Here is a 17,477-nt window from a genome sequence, read left to right as displayed (position 1 = left end):
TTGGAGAACCCATGATGTTCAAGCGCCTAGCCCTAATCTTCGCACTTGTGGGTACCTTACTCGTCCCCACGCAGGCCGCAATGGCACAGACCGGGTCGGTATCGGACACATATTCGGGCGAGGAACTAGTTTCAACCGGCGGTGCCTTTTTTGGTTCGGTAGCCCAGGGAATGGCTTCTGTCGTCGAGCGCGCGGTCAGCCAGTTTGGCCTGCCAAATGGCTATATTCTGGGTCAGGACGCGGGCGGCGCGCTATTCGCTGGCGCCCGCTACGGCGAAGGCCGCCTTTTTACCCGCAATGCGGGCGAAGTGCCGGTCTACTGGCAAGGCCCCAGCATTGGGTTTGACGTCGGCGGCGACGGCTCCAAGGTCATGATGCTGGTCTATAATCTCAATTCCACCGGCGATATGTTCGGTCGCTTTGCAGGTGTTGATGGTTCCGCCTACATTGTTGGTGGATTGGGCATGACGGTGATCAAATATCGCAACGTCGTCATGGTGCCGATCCGCTCGGGCGTAGGCGCTCGCCTCGGCATCAATGTCGGCTACCTCAAGTTCACGCCCGAACCCACTTGGAACCCGTTCTAAGCCACATCGCCAGCCTGTTCGATCTGCCCAGGAAAAGTGTACACTGACTTCCTCGTGACGGACGGACACACACCCATTAGGGATAATGTCTGGCAATGATAGCGAAAAACACCTATTGCTGCCAAATTATGTGTCCGCCCTTGGGGCTGTTATCGTCCCGATCGGCGTCGGAGTTGGTATATGGGCATCGAAAACATCATGTACTTTGCGCTCGGCCTGCTCATTGCGGGCCTTGTGGCATTGATTATCATGCCAGCGGTCTGGAAGCGCGCAGTCCGCCTTACCAAACGTCGTATTGAGGCCGCCACGCCCATCACGCTTGCCGAATTCCGTGCAGACAAAGATCAGCTTCGCGCTGAATTTGCTCTGGCCACCCGGCGCCTTGAAATGACCATCGAAACGCTGCGTGCCCGTTTGGCCGCCCAGTTGGGCGACACCAACCAGAGCCTTTCAGACGTTGGCGCGTTGCGCGAAGAACGCGACGAATTGCTCGCAACATTGTCCGGTTACCAAACCAGCCAGACTACGCTAGAGACCCACATTGCAGAACTGGAACAGGAAGCCACGCATTTGGCTGACGAATTGCAAATCCGCCAGACAGGCGATGCGCAATTGGCCAGCGAGGCCTTGCTTGCCTTGGGCGAGACGGAGCCATTGAGCGGAATTTATGCACAAGACGTCGAGCGCATTCTGATGTCGCTCGATAAAGAGCGTCAGCGCGCCGCCTTTCTCGAAGATCAGGCGCAGTCCTTGCTCTCCAGACTTGAAGCGGCCGACCAGCAGAGCGGCGAGGCCACCACCGCAATTGCCGAAATGCGTTCGGCCCTCGCCAGCCAGGATGATCAAGCACTCAAGGCTACGCAGAATTTGGTATCAGCTGAGGCGCGTATCGCCAGCGCCGAAAGCCGCCTCAACGCCATATTGGCAGAAACCGAAGACGTCATTGATACGAGTGCCCAGACGGTTGAACATACGCCTGCCGAAACACGCGAAATGAACCCGCAGCTGAACCAGCTTCGCAACGAGGTACTGGCCGTGCAATCCGCTATCGAAAAGGACTGGGTAGATGGGCGCGCCGATCAGGCCACTTTGCGCCAGAACCTGACCGACATTGCCATCAACGTCAGTCAGCTGGCGGCGATCCATGAATCCGAAAAGCCGACTGAGGTCGGCGAAGAAGTTAGTCTTTTTGACAGGGTACAGCGCTTTGCCGATGACGGGTTGAACGTCAAAACGCTTCCGGTCAAGGCAACTCGCCTGCCGCAACCGGCCAACAGCACTGACCGGATCGCTGCACGGCGCGAGATACGCGGCCATTAAAACGATAACGCGATACCGCACCACAAAAAGCTTACTGGACTTAGGGTTCGTTCTGCAGCACTAGATCGCGGGTAATTTCCCCAGTTGATTGATCATAGAGTCTTAGGTGCATGACGCCGTCGGCGAGGAACGTGATATTGATTGCCCCGTCGGCCACCATGGCCGACACCACTTCAGCCCCTTGCGGCAGGGTTACGCCCGCCACCATCTCGATTGGCGGACTATCGCGCATCACACGATAGACAAGTGCGAAGCCAATCGCCATAAAGCCCAACAGCAGTATGCCCATTGAAATCAGAAATGATCGGCGGGCCTTCGCCATGATCGCCAGCGCTTCGGGCGAGAGCGCGTCGGGCTTGTTTGGCTCGCTTGAATTAGGATCGCTCATGCAGGACTCATCCAGTCAGGACATTGATATTGGCGACGGCAGCGAAGTCGAATTCGTCGTCGACGACGCTATGGCTGGTGGGCGACTCGATGCCGTACTCGCCAAGGCCCATGACATCCTGAGCCGCAATCGCCTCAAGGATTTGATCCTGGCCGGTGCGGTGACGGTCAATGGCACGCCCGTAAGTCTGCCCAAATACCGCGTCAGCGCCGGCGAAACAATCTTTCTTGTTGCCCCGCCCCCAGAAGATCCGGAGCCACAGGCCGAAAACATTCCGCTCGACATCCTCTATGAGGATGATTTTCTGATCGTCATCAACAAGCCCGTCGGCATGGTCGTGCACCCAGCGCCGGGAAACTTGACCGGCACATTGGTCAACGCATTGATCTATCATTGTGGTGACACGCTCAAAGGCATTGGCGGGGTCAAGCGCCCCGGCATCGTTCACCGGCTGGATCGGGACACGTCGGGGGTCATGGTCGCTGCAAAAAATGAGCGCGCGCACAAGCACCTTTCAGTGCAATTTGCCGACCATGGCCGCACAGGTCCACTACACCGCGCCTATACAGCCTTTGTCTGGGGACACACCGAGACTGCTCGTGGTACTGTTGAAGCGCCTCTTGGACGGGATCAGAATAATCGGCTCAAGCAGGCGGTGCGTCGCGATGGCCGCGAAGCGATCACCCACTATTTGACCAAACGCCGCTTTGGTGGCGATGGCTGGGACATAACTCAGCTTGAATGCCAACTTGAAACCGGTCGCACCCACCAGATCAGGGTGCACATGACTTATGTGGGACACCCTCTCATCGCCGATCCGGTCTACGCGCCAGGCTTTTCCACCAAGGTCAATCGCCTGCCGGAGGGACCGGCCACGGCCATTGCTAAGCTCGGTCGTCAGGCACTCCATGCAGCAGAACTTGGCATCGAACACCCTCAAAGCGGCGAGGAAATGTTCTTTCAAGCCCCATTGCCGCCCGATCTGGCCCAACTGCTCGAAGCTTTGGCGCCCTACAACAAGGCATTCGCAAAATCAGGATAAGCGAGGGAACCGAAACAGTCCGTTCACGTTTGTTCTAATTGCCGGGCTCTTACAATTGCCATAGAGCGCCCTATATTAGGGACCAAATCAACTGGCGCGCCGCAAGGGCGCCAGGCCGATAATCTGCTCGCACTGTGCGAGGGAAACCATGAGGGGTGCGACAATGGCCGTGTCCAATTTACCAATTCTGTCCGCCGATGGTGGACTTAGCCGCTATCTGCAGGAAATCCGCAAGTTTCCAATGCTTGAGCCAAATGAAGAGTTCATGCTGGCCAAGCGTTATAAGGAACATGCCGATCCCGATGCGGCGCAGCGCCTTATTACCTCGCATTTGCGTCTCGTAGCCAAGATCGCCATGGGTTATCGCGGTTATGGCTTACCCATTTCCGAAGTTATTTCGGAAGGTAATGTCGGTTTGATGCATGCCGTCAAACGCTTTGAGCCGGACAAGGGATTTCGCTTGGCCACCTACGCCATGTGGTGGATCCGCGCCGCAATTCAGGAATATGTCCTACGGTCGTGGTCGCTGGTAAAAATCGGTACGACCGCAGCGCAAAAGCGCCTGTTCTTCAACCTGCGCAAGGTCAAAGGCCAGATTGCTGCGCTCGAAGATGGCGCTTTGCATCCCGACCAGATCAAACAGATCGCGACCACGCTCAAGGTTACCGAAAACGACGTGGTTTCGATGAATGCTCGCCTGTCGGGCGATGCCTCACTTAATTCGCCGATGCGGGCTGATGAAGGCACCTCGGAGTGGCAGGATTGGCTGGTCGATGATACGCCGAGCGCTGAGACCACATTGGGAGACAGCGAAGAATACAAGGAACGTATGGGCCTTTTGACCAACGCCATGGACGTCCTCAACGAGCGAGAGAAGGCAATCTTCCAGGCACGCCGCCTACAGGAAAATCCGTCAACGCTTGAGGAATTGGCTCAACAGTATGAAGTCAGCCGCGAGCGCATTCGTCAGATCGAAGTCCGGGCCTTTGAGAAAGTTCAGGATGCCGTCAAGGACGCCGCCGGCCAACAGGCGGGCGCGGACGCCTGAAACCAGCGAAATATTGCGATGGAGACAAGGCGGGCATTTGCTCGCCTTTTATTTGTTAAGTGCCGGAAGAGCGACAAGGTCCCACAGCCTTTTCTTGTCCAGAATGAGCAGCCACGGCGTCATCTCACCTGCCACCGGCTCAACAATGATCTCCCCGCCCAGCGCGGCATTGGAGACGCCCGTCAGTTCACCGGGCGCCAACGTCAACCCATCGAGCGCGTAGAACAGTCCTTTTGAGCGCGAAATTCTGACGGCGCCCAACGGATGCATCGAAACACGCTCTCCCGCTGCCGCATCAAACCGCAACGGACCGCTGACTGCCATCGCGATATCATGCTCATCGATCAGGATGATGCGGCGCCGGGTCGCAAATTTTGCCACGACATGCAACGCCGCCATTGTGTGGTCAAACCGCTTTCCCGTCATCCCGACGGCCAAGGTTACCGGCGCCTGGGTTGAGTAGACGGACTTCTCAAAATCGGTCGTGATCTGTTCGGCAATCTCCACTACTTGCGTACGCTTTTCCCAACCCGGTCGGTCTTTAAGCGAATCCAAGTCGCCGATGATCGCGGCAGGGACAAGCCCTGCCGCCCCGATAACATCTCCGCCGCCGTCGGCACCCACAAGGGCCACCCCACGCAGGTGAAGATCCCGCAAAATGCTTGGTGCAACCGTCCCGCCACCAACGATGGCCAATGTGCCGGAAAAAACAATCGGCAGCACGTCCTGCGTTTTTTGCAAAGTGTCTTGCACGATTGGCTCGCCCTAACTATGTGTGGGACGTCTCGCTGGGGTGTTCCGCAAATCGCGGAGCTGAGAGTTACCCATTGAACCTGAACCAGGTCATGCTGGCGGAGGAAGTTCGAGATGGCAAGGCCACTCGTTCGGCCGGACCATTTGACACATTCCCCTTCACATGGCCGCAACCCGAAGGAAATGACCAAAATGGTCAAACCAACTCACTTTCTGGCGCTTGCGGTCCTCTTGAGTCTTGCCGGCGCGCCGGCAATTGCCCAGGACAAACCAACGCTCACCATCTATACCTACGATGGCTTTGCTGCCGAGTGGGGTCCCGGTAGCGCCCTCAAGTCCGGTTTCGAGGCGTCATGCGCCTGTACCGTCGATTTTGTTGCCGCTGACAGCTCTATCGGCACGTTGCGCCGGGTTCAGCTTGAGGGCCATACTACTTCGGCCGATCTGATTGTAGGCCTCGATACCGCCATTGCCGGGGAAGCGCGTGCAACCGGCCTGTTCGCCGATCACGACCTTGACCTCTCCAATCTGACGCTCCCCGAAACCTGGACAGACAAGCAGTTCGTGCCGTTCGACTATTCCCATTTCGCTGTCATGTATGACACAGACACCATTAAGAACCCGCCCAAATCGTTTGAAGATTTGATCGCCCTGCCCGACGACATCAAGATTTCCATTCAGGACCCACGCTCGTCCACACCTGGCCTTGGCCTCGTGCTGTGGATCAAGGCTGCCTATGGCGACCGAGCGCCTGAAATCTGGGCTGGCCTCAAGCCACACATCCTGACGATGACCCGCGACTGGTCGGAGAGTTATGATCTTTTTCTCAAAGGGGAAGCTGACCTGACGCTCTCTTACACCACCTCGCCCGCCTATCACATCATTGAGGACAAGGATGAAACGGTAAAAGCCGCCATGTTCGGGGAGGGGCATCTGGCCCAGATCGAGGTGGCCGGCATATTGAAGTCGTCACAGCACCAACAACTAGCCCGCGATTTTCTTGCCTACCTGACCTCGGTCGATGGGCAGAAAATCATCCCCATGACAAATTGGATGTTTCCCGTGGTTGACCTCGGAACGGACATGAACGCGGTTTTCGCCGCGCTGCCGGAGCCGGAAAAGACGCTGTCCATCAGTGATCAGGATATTGCCGATCACGCCAGACAATGGATCGATGAGGCCCTGGCCGCCATCCAGTAGGTCCTGCAAATGCAATGTGTTGCCGGTCCTGAGGATCGGCAACGTTTACCCCAAGGGAGCGATATGCAAACCCTGCCCCAGCGCCGCTTTCGCATTGCGACTAGCCTGTCTCTGGCTGTATTGATCGCTGGCCTAATCGCTGCTGTGCTTTGGGCGATTTTTGCCGCCGCCACAACTACCCCCAATACCATCTCTACCCACATTGATATTCCCCATCTATTGCGCATGACCAGCATTCAAGCCGGGCTGACAACCATATTGTCCCTGCTTGTGGGAACAGCGCTTGCATGGGCCCTTGACCGCCTGCGATTTCCCGGCCGCGGTTTGCTGGTGGGCGTTTTTTCTGCTGCCATCGTCACGCCAGGCATGGTCGTTGCCTTTGGCATGCTGTCGATTTGGGGGCGCAGCGGGTGGATCAATCAGACAAGCCTCGCTCTGTTCAACACCTCAATCGGCAACCCCGCATTCGGCCTCTCGGGAATATTGCTGGCCCATGTCATTCTCGACGGTGCCTTCGCCGCCCGCATTTTGCTCGCGCGCCTCGACGCAATCCCTGCAGCGCGCCTCAAGACCGGCCAAAGCCTCAATCTGTCACCGTGGAACCGTTTTCGCATTATTGACTGGCACGCCATGCGAGGAACCATACCCGGCCTTGCCGCCATCATATTCCTCTTGGCCTTCACCAGTTTCCCCATCGTCTTACTGCTCGGTGGCGGTCCGGCCAACCAGACCCTGGAGGTTGCGATCTATGCAGCAGTTCGCCAGGACTTTGACCTGCGCGGCGCTGTTCTGCTGGCACTAACCCAGATTGGTGTCTGCTCAGTCATAATTTTTGCCGCTTCGGCACTTCCACCCGTGCCCAGCAGCCTCGGGCAATCCTGTCCAAAAAACTGGCGCGACCGTCCATTGGCGCTTACTCTTGCCTGGTTGATCCTGACCTTTTCAACGCTTGGGTTCGTTCTGCCCCTTGTCTCAGTCTTTGCGGAAGGGCTGGCGGCTGGTTTCCTCGGCCTTCTATCCACTGCCAGTTTCTGGCGCGCAACCGCCACCAGCCTGATCGTTGGTACACTTTCCGCAGTCCTGACGCTGACGCTGGCGCTGGCGCTATCGCTTGGCCGAAGCGCCACGGCGAGTCGCCGGTTACGCATCGCTTTCGGCCTACCGGCTTACGCTTACCTGGCCGTCCCCGCTGTCGTGCTTTCCCTAGGTTTTTTCCTGTTGGTGCGCGCCTTAGGCTTTCCACCCGGCAGCGCCGCTCCCCCCGTCGTGATTTTTGCCAATGCTCTGCTCGCGCTACCGTTTGCCGTCGCTACTGTGGGCCCACCGCTTGACGCTATAGTGCGCACGCGAGGCAAACTCATCCGCTCGCTCGGCCTGTCCAGCTGGCAGCAATTCAGACTTGTCGAATACCCACTTCTTGGGCGGGACATCGGCGTCGTGCTGGCACTGTCGTTTTGCTTCTCGCTCGGCGATCTCGGCGTTATTGCGCTGTTCGGCACTCAGGATTTCACCACATTGCCACTCTTGATGTTCCGCGCACTGGGCGCCTATCGCTCCAACGATGCCGCCGCCATTGCTGCAATTCTCCTGCTTGGTACCATCGCCGCCTTTATTGCCCTGCCACGACTATTCGAAAGCCTTTCTCATGCTCGTCGTTGACGAATTGAAATTTTCCTATCCCCATCAGACCCCGCCCTACCAATTTTCGTTTGAGGCCATGCCCGGCGAAATAACTGCAATTTCCGGCCCAAGCGGCGCCGGAAAATCTACCTTGTTGGATCTGCTGGCAGGATTTTCATCACCCAGTTCCGGCACCATTGAACTTGACGGCACCAGCATCGCCGATCTTTCCCCCGAAGACCGCCCCCTCTCATTGCTCCTGCAAACCGAAAGCCTTTTTGAGCACCTGAGCGCCGCCCGCAACGTCACGCTGGGGCTGCCCGCCAGGACATCCCGTCCCCGACAACAGGCGCTGGTTAACGCTGCGCTGCACGAGGTTGGTTTGTCTGGGTTTGGCGACCGGCTCGCCGCAAACTTGTCCGGGGGGCAAAAACAACGCATCGCGCTGGCGCGGACGCTCCTGCGTGCCCGCCCGGTTCTGCTACTGGATGAACCTTTTTCTGCACTTGACGATGAGACGCGCACCGGTGCGCGTTCCCTGGTGCAATTCCTCACCCGCCATCACCAGTGGCACACTGTATTGGTCAGCCACCACCTCGACGACATCAAAGCGCTGGCCAACCGCCACTACCGTCTTAATGACCACGAATTGAGCTTGGTCTAGCTCAATTCAACGAGCGCACAGCCTGCCAGGTCAGGATTTTTCCCACTCGGCAAAGACCTTCTTGAACAAAGCGTCGGCGGCATCGTCTTTTTCAAGCGTGATGATGGCACGTGTTCCGGTGCCGTAAATCACCGCGAAATCCATCCATTTGCGTGACGTCAGGAGCTCGATATTTGTCGGGAGGTCCTTTTCGGCTGCGCTAAGGGCAAACAGGAACGAGCTGCCCACAACGCGCGCCGATGCGCCTACCAATGGGGTACCTTGCACCAATTCCTCGTTCTTGAGCAAGACACCGGGCAGACTGGCGATCGTGCCGCCGATAAAGCTGTCACTCACCTGGAAATTGATCTCCATCAGATGACTGGCCGGCAAAGTGGCGTCAGCATTTTTGCGAATAGTCAGATCGACACTGAGATTTCTCGCCGGAATGCTGGCTGTCGCCTTGATTGTGGGCACACCAAGCTCATCCTTGCCCTCGGTCCATTCGACCGTTCCTGAGAAGGGAACCGCACCGGTTTGTCCATCAGTCGAGGCCTCAAGCAGAAGCGATTGGCTGCCGGCTAGAACCGCCGGATCAACCGATGCAGCCGGATCATTGGCAGCAATCTCAGGTACTGTTTCGGATGGCAGACGCTCTTCAGCCGTTGTCGTGCCGTCTCCTGAGGTCGGTGTGTCAGTCCCGGCGCTCGACTCTGGGGTCAACCGCGGCTCGGGCTCCAGTCCCTGCAGAGCCGTTGTCGCTTCGCCACCATTTGAACTCGATGCCGTGTTGCCCGGCCCCACGACCTCGGGAACTGAAACACTCCCATCAAGCGTTGGAGTTGTTGCTGGCGCCGTTGTTGCCCCCCAGCGACCGGCGCTGTGGTTTCACCGACATCGGTCGCTACCACAGTGGAGCGGCCAAACATCTGGTCAAGATCAACATACCCTTCTCGCCACGCCCAGAATCCGGCGCCCCCGACGCCGACCAGCAATAGTGCAAAAACCAAAAGGAAAATCGTCAGGCCCGCGCCGCGTCGCTCGTCGCCCCGATCGTCACCGCCGTCGACCGGTGCACTATGAAAATCATCTTTCTTGTTTTCACTGTCGCGAATGGGAGCGTCGGGCAAAGTCGCCGATTTTTCGCCCCGCGCTTCGCGATCCAACGTCTCGATTGCCCGCTCTATGACGCCTTCAGCTTCCAGCGGATTGGACTTGTCAGCACCCGGTTCCACGTCGACTTCGCGTTCGCTCGATAACGCACTCTCAACTGCCTTGGGATCATTGATGATGACAGGTTCGCTGACCCCGTCGCGCGCCCGCTCCATGGCACCCATGGCAGGCTCAACCCGTTTGGCAGACGCAATATTGGCCGCCTGAGTATTGCTCTTGCGCCCAAACAGACCGGCTCCCGCCGACGGGCGCTCTCCCGCACGATCTTCCATGGCTGGAGAAACCGGAGGCTCTGCCATTGGCGCCACTACATTGCCTTTAACCGAGGACAACGACGGCTCGGCCGGGACATCACCGGAAGGCTCGGCGACTAGGGGTGCATCCGCCTTCGGCGATGGTTCTGGTGTTGGCGCGGTTACCGCATCAAGCGATATAGCTGTTGCCTCTGCGTCGGCCGCGCTGGGCTCGGCTTCAGATGCATTCGGCTCAGGATTGGCCGCCTCGGCCGCGCTGATAATATCCTCAATTGAAGCGTTCGGTTCAGATTTTTCCGATGCGTCGGGTTCAAACTGTGGTTGGGCGGGCGTCGATACGACCGGCTCGACCTGCTTCTTGGTGTCTTGTTTCGTAGGCTTTTCTGGAGAAACCGCAGCGCCTGACTTGGCCCTAGTCTCCTCAGCGACTTTCGGATCGGGTGTTGGCTTGCCCGGCTTTTGATCAACTTTTGAGTTTTTTTCGTTGGCTGGCGTCGGTTTTGAATCCGACTCGGGCGCTGTTGCTGCCTCCTGCGGCGCTGGCGATTCTGCAGGTTGCGGGTTCTGCACGACTGGCTGTACGGGTGGCGGCGCTGCGGTAAAATCTCGGCGCAGCGAGATCACGGCCTCACTGGCTTCCTGCTCGACCTGACGAATACAGTCTTCCAACTGCAAGCGGTGCTGCGTGATATCGCGGGCAGGAAGGGGCGGATTAATAGCGCGCAGCTGACCAACCAGAGCCGATCGCGCCTTCTCATAAACCGCACGCCGTGCAGCCCCATTATTTTCCGGCAGGGCGGAAATCGCCCTACGCAACAGCTCTTTGTAGTCCGCCATTCGCTACTTGGTACTCACAATTGCTGGTGTCTTTTAGCAAATAAATTCAATCTTGAAACGGGTCATGCACCAAGATGGTATCCAGTCGCTCCGGACTTGTCGAAAGCATCGCTACCGGCGCCCCAATCATCTCCTCGATATAGCGCACATATTTGACCGCCTGAGCGGGCAATTCTGCCCAGCTACGCGCCCCGGCGGTCGTACCAGACCAGCCTTCCAGCGTTTCATAAATAGGTTTAACGCGCGCTTGCGCCCCCATTGAGGCAGGCAAATAATCGATTCGTGATCCGTCCAACTCGTACCCGACACAGACCTTGATCTCTTTGAGACCATCCAGAACATCAAGCTTGGTCAGCGCAATGCCCGAAATTCCCGAGGTCTTGACCGTTTGCCGCACCAGAACAGCATCGAACCAGCCGCAACGCCGCGCCCGACCGGTATTGACGCCAACCTCGCGGCCAACCGTTGCCAAATGCTTGCCCATTTCATCGTCCAACTCGCACGGAAATGGTCCCTCCCCTACACGGGTCGTATAGGCCTTGGTTATCCCCAAAACATAGCCGATTGCGGTTGGGCCCAATCCCGATCCTGCCGCAGCCTGACCAGCCACAGTGTTGGACGAGGTCACAAAAGGGTAAGTGCCATGGTCATTATCAAGCAATGCCCCTTGGGCGCCCTCGAACAGAATGCGGGCGCCAGCGCGGCGTTTTTCATCCAGAATATTCCACACGCGATCCATGAACGGCAGGATCTGGTCAGCAATGGAGGTTAGTTCAGCGTAAATGCCATCAGCCTGGATCTCGGCCAGCCCCATGCCGCGCCGCAATGCATTGTGATGCGCCAACAGCCGCTCGATCTTTGGCATCAGCGTCTCTGGCTCGGAAAGATCGATCAACCGAATGGCACGACGACCGACCTTATCCTCATAAGCAGGACCGATGCCGCGCTTGGTCGTGCCGATCTTGAGCCCCGAATTTGAATCTTCGCGAATCGCATCAAGTTCACGATGCAGCGACAGAATCAGCGGCGCGTTGTCGGCAATCCGCAGCACGTCCGGCGTGATCTTGACGCCTTGGCCGCGCAGCTTTTCCATCTCCTGCACAAAGTGATGTGGATCAACAACTACGCCATTACCAATAACGCTAAGCTTGCCCTGAACCAACCCTGAAGGCAGCAGCGCCAGCTTATAGCTGACCCCGTCGATAACCAGCGTGTGGCCGGCGTTGTGACCGCCATGATAGCGCACCACAACATCGGCGCGCTCCGAAAGCCAATCCACAATCTTGCCTTTGCCTTCGTCGCCCCATTGCGAGCCGACGACCACCACATTTGCCATTCGTTTGTCCTCAGGGTAGGCACGCCAATAAACTTTCGGCGTCGTTCGACGAAAGTCACCTGGCCATTAATCTTTGTTCACCGGCTGCCCATTTGTGATTTGTTGGCAACCGAATTGCTGATAAGTCCGAGTTCAATACATTAATAGAGCAACAATGACAAAGCCGCCTTCACCACCAAATCGCGGCATCTCCGCGCAACTGCTTGACCGCCCCTATGTCCTGTTGATCCTGACCACTTTGTTCTGGGGAGGCAATGTAGTCGCGGGTAAACTCGCCGTGGGTCATATCGACCCCTATACGCTGACCTTGTTGCGATGGACTGGGGCGCTGCTCATCGTCCTGCCCTTTTCGATTCGCCCCCTGAAACGCGACATGCCAACATTGCTGTCAAAATGGTGGCTGCTCCTGTTTTATGGCGGCGTTGGCTACGTAACATTTAACATTTTTATCTATATCGCGGCCCACTATGCCTCGGGCATCAACATTGGTCTTGAACAAGTCACCATCAACATGTTCGTGATGTTGGCCAATTTCGCCCTGTTTGGCTTGCGGGTCCGCGCCTTGCAGCTATTTGGCGTTGCCCTGACCGCCCTGGGTGTCCTCATTACCGCCACCCATGGTGATCTGGCCCGGCTTTTGTCGCTCGATATAGGCTTTGGCGATCTTTTGGTTCTGTTTGCATGCGCTGCCTACGCGGCCTATTCGGTCACCCTGCGATTCCGCCCGGTCACCAGTTGGTTGAGCTATCTCGTCGCCACCTTTATGGGCGCCATTATCGCATCGATTTTTTACCAACTGGCACTCGGCGGGGGAATAGGCGCCTTTTTCGCCGCCCTACCAACCATTTCCCCACAAGGCTGGCTGGTTGCCGCTTACACAATGCTGCTGCCGTCAGTTGTCTCCCAGATGTTTTATGTGAGGGGAGTCGAATTGATCGGCGCCAACCGGGCCAGTCTCTTCATAAACCTGATCCCGATTTTCGCTGCATCATTGGCGATTTTGGTGCTAGGCGAAACTTTGCAGCCCTATCACATGGTTGCCGCCGCATTGGTGATGGCGGGAATATTTCTTGCCGAGTTCAGCGCACGACGCGCCCTCAAATCACCTCTGGGCTAGCCCCGCTACAAAAAAAGGCCGGCGCATCTGCGCCAGCCTGGTGGTTCGTTAGCGGGTGAAGCGTCTTAGAACTTGAGGGCTTTTGCCTGTTTGACGCCCGGCAGCGCAGTAATTTCGGCCAACTGCTTTTCGTTCAGTGTTCCGTCAATCGACACAAGCGCGATAGCGTCGGAACCGACTTCGGCACGGCCCAGGTTAAAGTTGGCGATATTGATGCCAAGCGTTCCCAAAAGCGTTCCCAGACGACCGATATGGCCGGGCTTGTCTTCATTGGTCACGTACAGCATGGAAGGCGTCAATTCAGCTTCCATATTGATGTTCTTGACCTGAATGACGCGTGGCTTGCCGCTGGCAAAAACCGTTCCGGCAATCGCACGTTCCTGACGTTCGGTGCCAATGGTCAGACGGATATAATTTTCGTACGCCCCTTGCTGCTCACGTGTAACCACTTCAACGCCAACTCCGCGATCCTTGGCCACCTGAGGTGCAGAGACCATATTGACCTCTTCAAGCAAGGGCTTGAGCACGCCGTGCAACGCAGCGGCCACCATTGGCTTGGTATTCATGGCCGCAACATTGCCCTCAAACTCGATCTTGATTGTCTGAATGGATGTCTCTGTCATCTGACCGGCAAATGAGCCGAGAACTTCTGCCAGCTTGATAAAAGGCGTCAGGCGAGGCGCTTCTTCGGCCGAAATAGAGGGGAAGTTGAGCGCATTGGTGATCTCCCCGCTCATCAGATAAGCCGAAATTTGTTCGGCCACCTGCAGCGCAACATTTTCCTGTGCTTCGGACGTCGAAGCACCCAGATGCGGCGTCGCAATGACATTGGGTAGATCGAACAATAGATTTGCCGATGCGGGTTCTTCAAGGAAGACATCGAGCGCAGCACCAGCCACCTGACCCGATTTGAGCGCCTCGCCCAATGCGGCCTCATCGATCAACCCGCCTCGTGCACAATTGATGATCCGTACGCCCTTCTTGGCCTTGGCAATAGCCTCGGCGGAAATGACATTGCGAGTCTGCTCAGTCAGTGGCGTGTGCAGAGTGATAAAGTCAGCCCGGGCCAACAGATCGTCCAGCTCAACCTTTTCAACGCCAATTTCAAGCGCCCGCTCGGGGGTGAGGAATGGGTCAAAGGCAATCACTTTCATGCGCAGTCCCTGCGCACGGTCAGCAACAATCGCCCCGATATTGCCGCAACCGACAATACCCAGCACCTTGCTTGTCACTTCCACGCCCATAAAGCGATTCTTTTCCCATTTCCCCGCACGAGTTGAGGCGTCGGCTTCAGGGATCTGCCGGGCTAGCGACAGCATCATGGAAATCGCGTGTTCAGCTGTGGTGATCGAATTGCCAAAAGGGGTGTTCATCACAATGATACCCTTTTTGGTCGCTGCTGGAATGTCGACATTATCGACACCGATGCCCGCCCGGCCAATAACCTTAAGGTTGGTTGCCGCAGCCAGCACCTTTTCAGTCACTTTGGTTGCCGAACGAATAGCCAGTCCATCATATTGGCCAATGACTTCGAGCAGCTTTTCCTTGTCCTTGCCCAGATCAGGCAAATAATCGACCTCGACACCATTATCCTTGAAAATCTGAACAGCAGTCGGGCTGAGTTTGTCGGAAACGAGAACCTTGGGCATGACGCCCTCCTTGAAATGTATTGGGGAAGTGACGTCCCAAAGTCGGTGGCGTGGCCGTAACACTAGGGTTCACACCCCTGGTTACGTGCCTGCCGGCAGTCGGGAAGTCAGAAGATATCAGGCCGCGTCTGCGGTCAGTGCCAGCTTTTCAGCCGCAAAAGCAAAGTCGAGCCAAGGCGTCAAAACCAAAAGATCGTCCGCTTCAATAGTTGACCCTGCCCAGATGCGCAGGCCCGACGGAGCGTCCTTGTAGGCGCCAATGTCATAAGCGGCCCCTGCCTTGTCGAGCCGGGCAACCATGGCCTTGGCAAAGGCTGCCTGCTTATCGTCCGGAAGTGCGGCAACTGCTGGATCAACAATGGAAAAGCAAACCGAAGTGTTGGACCGGTTGACTTCGTCTTTTGCCAAAAATTCAACCCATTCGGTCTTGGCGACCCAGTCTGCCAACACCTTGAAATTGGCATCGGCGCGGGCCTGTAACCCCGTCAGACCGCCTTGCTGCAAGCCCCATTCCATGGCATCAATCGCGTCTTCGATGCATAGCATCGAAGGCGTATTGATAGTTGCGCCGTCAAACACCTCGGCCAGTAGCTTGTCGCCTTTGGTCAGGCGAAAAATTTTGGGCAAGGGACGTTCTGGTTTATAGCTTTCAAGCCGCGCAACAGCGCGTGGGCTCAAGATCAACACGCCATGGGCAGCTTCGCCACCCAGCGCCTTTTGCCACGAAAATGTCACAACATCGAGTTTTGGGAAATCCAGCTTCTGCGCGAACGCCGCAGAGGTCGCATCGCAAAAAGTCAGCCCCTTGCGGTCAGCTGCAATCCAATCCGCATTGGGTACGCGCACACCCGAAGTCGTCCCGTTCCACGTAAAGACCACATCACGATCGCAATCGACTTCGCCCAAATCCGGCAACTCGCCATAGGGTGCCTTGATGATCCGCGCATCCTCGAGCTTGAGTTGTTTGACCACGTCGGTGACCCAACCGGCCCCAAAACTTTCCCAGGCCAGCATATCAACGCCGCGCTCACCCAGCATTGACCACAGCGCCATTTCGACGGCGCCTGTATCTGAAGCTGGCACAATACCGATCAGATAATCCTTTGGTACCTCGAGCAATTCGCGGGTCAACTCAATCGCACGCTGAATGCGGACCTTGCCGGGCTTGGAGCGGTGCGAGCGTCCAACCAACGCATGCGCAAGTGCTTCAACCGTCCAACCAGGGCGTTTGGAACAAGGACCAGACGAAAAATTAGGATTAGCCGGTTTAACCGCCGGTGCGGTATGGGGCATATCAGCCATATTGCGACCCTCCCAGGTCGATAGCCTTGCGTTAGGGCAAGGTGTCCTGAGGAGGTGAATACGCCCGAACCCAGCCGCCCGTCAATCCATCATCGTCATCGAATTTGTCGCAGCCCGACAGCAATGCGTCCTGGCTAGGCGGCGCCCCTGCCGATTTTGCCCTTCAGTTCGTCTGCGATGTGAATGCGGATGATTTCGTCAATATCACTATCGCCGACAAATCCCAAATCGGTTGCGCGCTGCGAATCGAAGTCTTTGGGCCACCCCGCGACCATCTCGATAATTTTTGCGTCGGGTTCGCGCCGAATCAAGGCGACCGCGTCCAGACCCGCTGCCCGTTCCAGCGCCTCAATCTGCTCGCCAACCGTTGCGCTTAGCCCCGGCATGCTGAGGGAACGCCTTTGGCCAAGCGTTGCCGTATTCAGTTCCGCTGCGTGAATAAGAAAGCCCACCGCCGCCCGTGGGCTGGCAAACCAGTGCCGCACAGTTTCCGCAACTGGTAAAATCGCTTCCAATCCGGCCAGAGGTTCGCGAATAATGCCTGAGAAAAAGCCCGACGCCGCCTTGTTGGGCGCTCCCGGGCGCACAGCGATTGTCGGCAGTCGGATGCCAATGCCATCGAAAACGCCACGGCGCGAATAGTCGGCCAGCAGCAATTCACCAATTGCCTTTTGCGTCCCATAGCTGGTCAGGGGCGTCAGCACCTGAGTATCGGGAATGACCGCAGGCAATGGCTCACCAAATACCGCGATTGATGAGGTGAAAACCAGTTTGGGGTAGTAGTGTTCGACCTGCCCCGCCTGCCGTATCGCCTCAAACAACAACCGGGTGCCATCAAGATTGATCCGATAGCCCTTCTCAAAATTCGCCTCGGCTTCGCCCGAGACAATGGCCGCTAGATGGAAAATGACGTCGGGCCGTTCCGCGAGCAATTCCTCCGCCGCGCCATCCCGACTTAAATCTGCTGCCACGCTTGTGGTTTTAATCCCGCCCTGGGGCACCTCTGGCGCAAAAATATCGGCCAGCGTCAATGCGGTGATCGGCTGCCCGTTAAGCGCTCCGGCCCCTTGCAGTTTTACTGTCAGCTTGCGCCCAACCATCCCACCGGCACCAATAATCAGAATCTTCATGCGTCCCTCCAGCCCTGTTCCATACTAGGCCTGAGCGCCAACCCCCGTCCAGCGCACAATAAAAAACGGCGCCCACAA

At 57.1% G+C, this 17,477-nt stretch carries 16 protein-coding genes and 1 riboswitch; of the genes, 8 read left to right on the top strand and 8 right to left on the bottom strand.

Annotated elements, in window-relative coordinates; all coding sequences use genetic code 11:
• Positions 1 to 11 precede the first annotated feature (11 nt).
• Together PSQ90_RS11650 and PSQ90_RS11645 are read left to right on the top strand one after the other, a co-directional pair.
• A complete protein-coding gene (locus tag PSQ90_RS11650; protein ID WP_282210470.1) occupies positions 12 to 587 on the top strand; it encodes a DUF1134 domain-containing protein in 576 nt (191 codons plus the stop codon).
• Positions 588 to 767: 180 nt separating this feature from the next.
• Entirely contained in the window at positions 768 to 1,907 is a 1,140-nt protein-coding gene (locus tag PSQ90_RS11645; RefSeq protein ID WP_282210469.1) for a coiled-coil domain-containing protein, read from the top strand.
• Between the two features lie 40 nt (positions 1,908 to 1,947).
• Here the strand turns inward: PSQ90_RS11645 and PSQ90_RS11640 are convergent, their stop codons facing one another.
• A complete protein-coding gene (locus PSQ90_RS11640; protein WP_282210468.1) occupies positions 1,948 to 2,295 on the bottom strand; it encodes a hypothetical protein in 348 nt (115 codons plus the stop codon).
• On the opposite strand from PSQ90_RS11640, the gene PSQ90_RS11635 reads away from it, so the two are divergent.
• Together PSQ90_RS11635 and rpoH are read left to right on the top strand one after the other, a co-directional pair.
• Entirely contained in the window at positions 2,294 to 3,337 is a 1,044-nt protein-coding gene (locus tag PSQ90_RS11635; RefSeq protein WP_407648113.1) for an RluA family pseudouridine synthase, read from the top strand. The genes PSQ90_RS11640 and PSQ90_RS11635 overlap by 2 nt on opposite strands.
• A 163-nt stretch (positions 3,338 to 3,500) precedes the next feature.
• Positions 3,501 to 4,385 (top strand): RNA polymerase sigma factor RpoH, encoded by an 885-nt coding sequence (rpoH, locus tag PSQ90_RS11630; RefSeq protein WP_282210467.1) that lies wholly within the window; start codon positions 3,501 to 3,503, stop codon positions 4,383 to 4,385.
• Between the two features lie 48 nt (positions 4,386 to 4,433).
• Here the strand turns inward: rpoH and PSQ90_RS11625 are convergent, their stop codons facing one another.
• Entirely contained in the window at positions 4,434 to 5,138 is a 705-nt protein-coding gene (locus PSQ90_RS11625) for a thiamine diphosphokinase (RefSeq protein WP_282210466.1), read from the bottom strand.
• 26 nt (positions 5,139 to 5,164) lie between these two features.
• Positions 5,165 to 5,264: riboswitch (TPP riboswitch) on the top strand.
• Positions 5,265 to 5,330: 66 nt separating this feature from the next.
• Here PSQ90_RS11625 and thiB point away from each other — a divergent pair.
• The 3 genes from thiB to PSQ90_RS11610 all read left to right on the top strand — a co-directional run bounded on the left by thiB (position 5,331) and on the right by PSQ90_RS11610 (position 8,622).
• A complete protein-coding gene (gene thiB, locus PSQ90_RS11620) occupies positions 5,331 to 6,338 on the top strand; it encodes a thiamine ABC transporter substrate binding subunit (RefSeq protein WP_282210465.1) in 1,008 nt (335 codons plus the stop codon).
• A 63-nt stretch (positions 6,339 to 6,401) separates the two neighbouring features.
• The gene (locus tag PSQ90_RS11615; protein WP_282210464.1) at positions 6,402 to 7,997 is read left to right on the top strand and encodes an ABC transporter permease family protein; all 1,596 of its coding nucleotides are present in this window, start codon (positions 6,402 to 6,404) and stop codon (positions 7,995 to 7,997) included.
• Positions 7,900 to 8,622 (top strand): ATP-binding cassette domain-containing protein, encoded by a 723-nt coding sequence (locus PSQ90_RS11610; protein WP_328517501.1) that lies wholly within the window; start codon positions 7,900 to 7,902, stop codon positions 8,620 to 8,622. The genes PSQ90_RS11615 and PSQ90_RS11610 overlap by 98 nt, the downstream gene beginning before the upstream one ends.
• A 30-nt stretch (positions 8,623 to 8,652) precedes the next feature.
• On the opposite strand, the gene PSQ90_RS11605 is transcribed toward PSQ90_RS11610, so the two are convergent.
• The 3 genes from PSQ90_RS11605 to PSQ90_RS11595 are packed head-to-tail and all read right to left on the bottom strand — an operon-like array spanning position 8,653 to position 12,201.
• Complete coding sequence (locus PSQ90_RS11605) at positions 8,653 to 9,324, bottom strand: hypothetical protein (protein WP_282210462.1); 672 nt, start codon at positions 9,322 to 9,324, stop codon at positions 8,653 to 8,655.
• The gene (locus tag PSQ90_RS11600; RefSeq protein WP_282210461.1) at positions 9,321 to 10,865 is read right to left on the bottom strand and encodes a hypothetical protein; all 1,545 of its coding nucleotides are present in this window, start codon (positions 10,863 to 10,865) and stop codon (positions 9,321 to 9,323) included. Before PSQ90_RS11600 ends, PSQ90_RS11605 begins: the two co-directional genes overlap by 4 nt.
• A 46-nt stretch (positions 10,866 to 10,911) precedes the next feature.
• The gene (locus PSQ90_RS11595; RefSeq protein ID WP_282210460.1) at positions 10,912 to 12,201 is read right to left on the bottom strand and encodes an adenylosuccinate synthase; all 1,290 of its coding nucleotides are present in this window, start codon (positions 12,199 to 12,201) and stop codon (positions 10,912 to 10,914) included.
• A gap of 154 nt (positions 12,202 to 12,355) precedes the next feature.
• On the opposite strand from PSQ90_RS11595, the gene PSQ90_RS11590 reads away from it, so the two are divergent.
• Complete coding sequence (locus PSQ90_RS11590) at positions 12,356 to 13,318, top strand: DMT family transporter (protein ID WP_282210459.1); 963 nt, start codon at positions 12,356 to 12,358, stop codon at positions 13,316 to 13,318.
• A gap of 65 nt (positions 13,319 to 13,383) precedes the next feature.
• Here the strand turns inward: PSQ90_RS11590 and serA are convergent, their stop codons facing one another.
• From serA to denD, 3 genes are all read right to left on the bottom strand, one after another.
• Complete coding sequence (serA, locus tag PSQ90_RS11585; protein ID WP_282210458.1) at positions 13,384 to 14,967, bottom strand: phosphoglycerate dehydrogenase; 1,584 nt, start codon at positions 14,965 to 14,967, stop codon at positions 13,384 to 13,386.
• A 117-nt stretch (positions 14,968 to 15,084) separates the two neighbouring features.
• A complete protein-coding gene (locus PSQ90_RS11580) occupies positions 15,085 to 16,260 on the bottom strand; it encodes a phosphoserine transaminase (protein ID WP_282213047.1) in 1,176 nt (391 codons plus the stop codon).
• A 143-nt stretch (positions 16,261 to 16,403) separates the two neighbouring features.
• Complete coding sequence (denD, locus tag PSQ90_RS11575; RefSeq protein WP_282210457.1) at positions 16,404 to 17,399, bottom strand: D-erythronate dehydrogenase; 996 nt, start codon at positions 17,397 to 17,399, stop codon at positions 16,404 to 16,406.
• Positions 17,400 to 17,477 lie beyond the last annotated feature (78 nt).

The organism is Devosia rhodophyticola (assembly GCF_028816475.1).
In the GTDB taxonomy this organism is placed as follows: Bacteria; Pseudomonadota; Alphaproteobacteria; order Rhizobiales; family Devosiaceae; genus Devosia; species Devosia rhodophyticola.
Note: the sequence above shows the minus strand (reverse complement) of the source record. Positions and strands in the feature narration are given on the sequence as shown.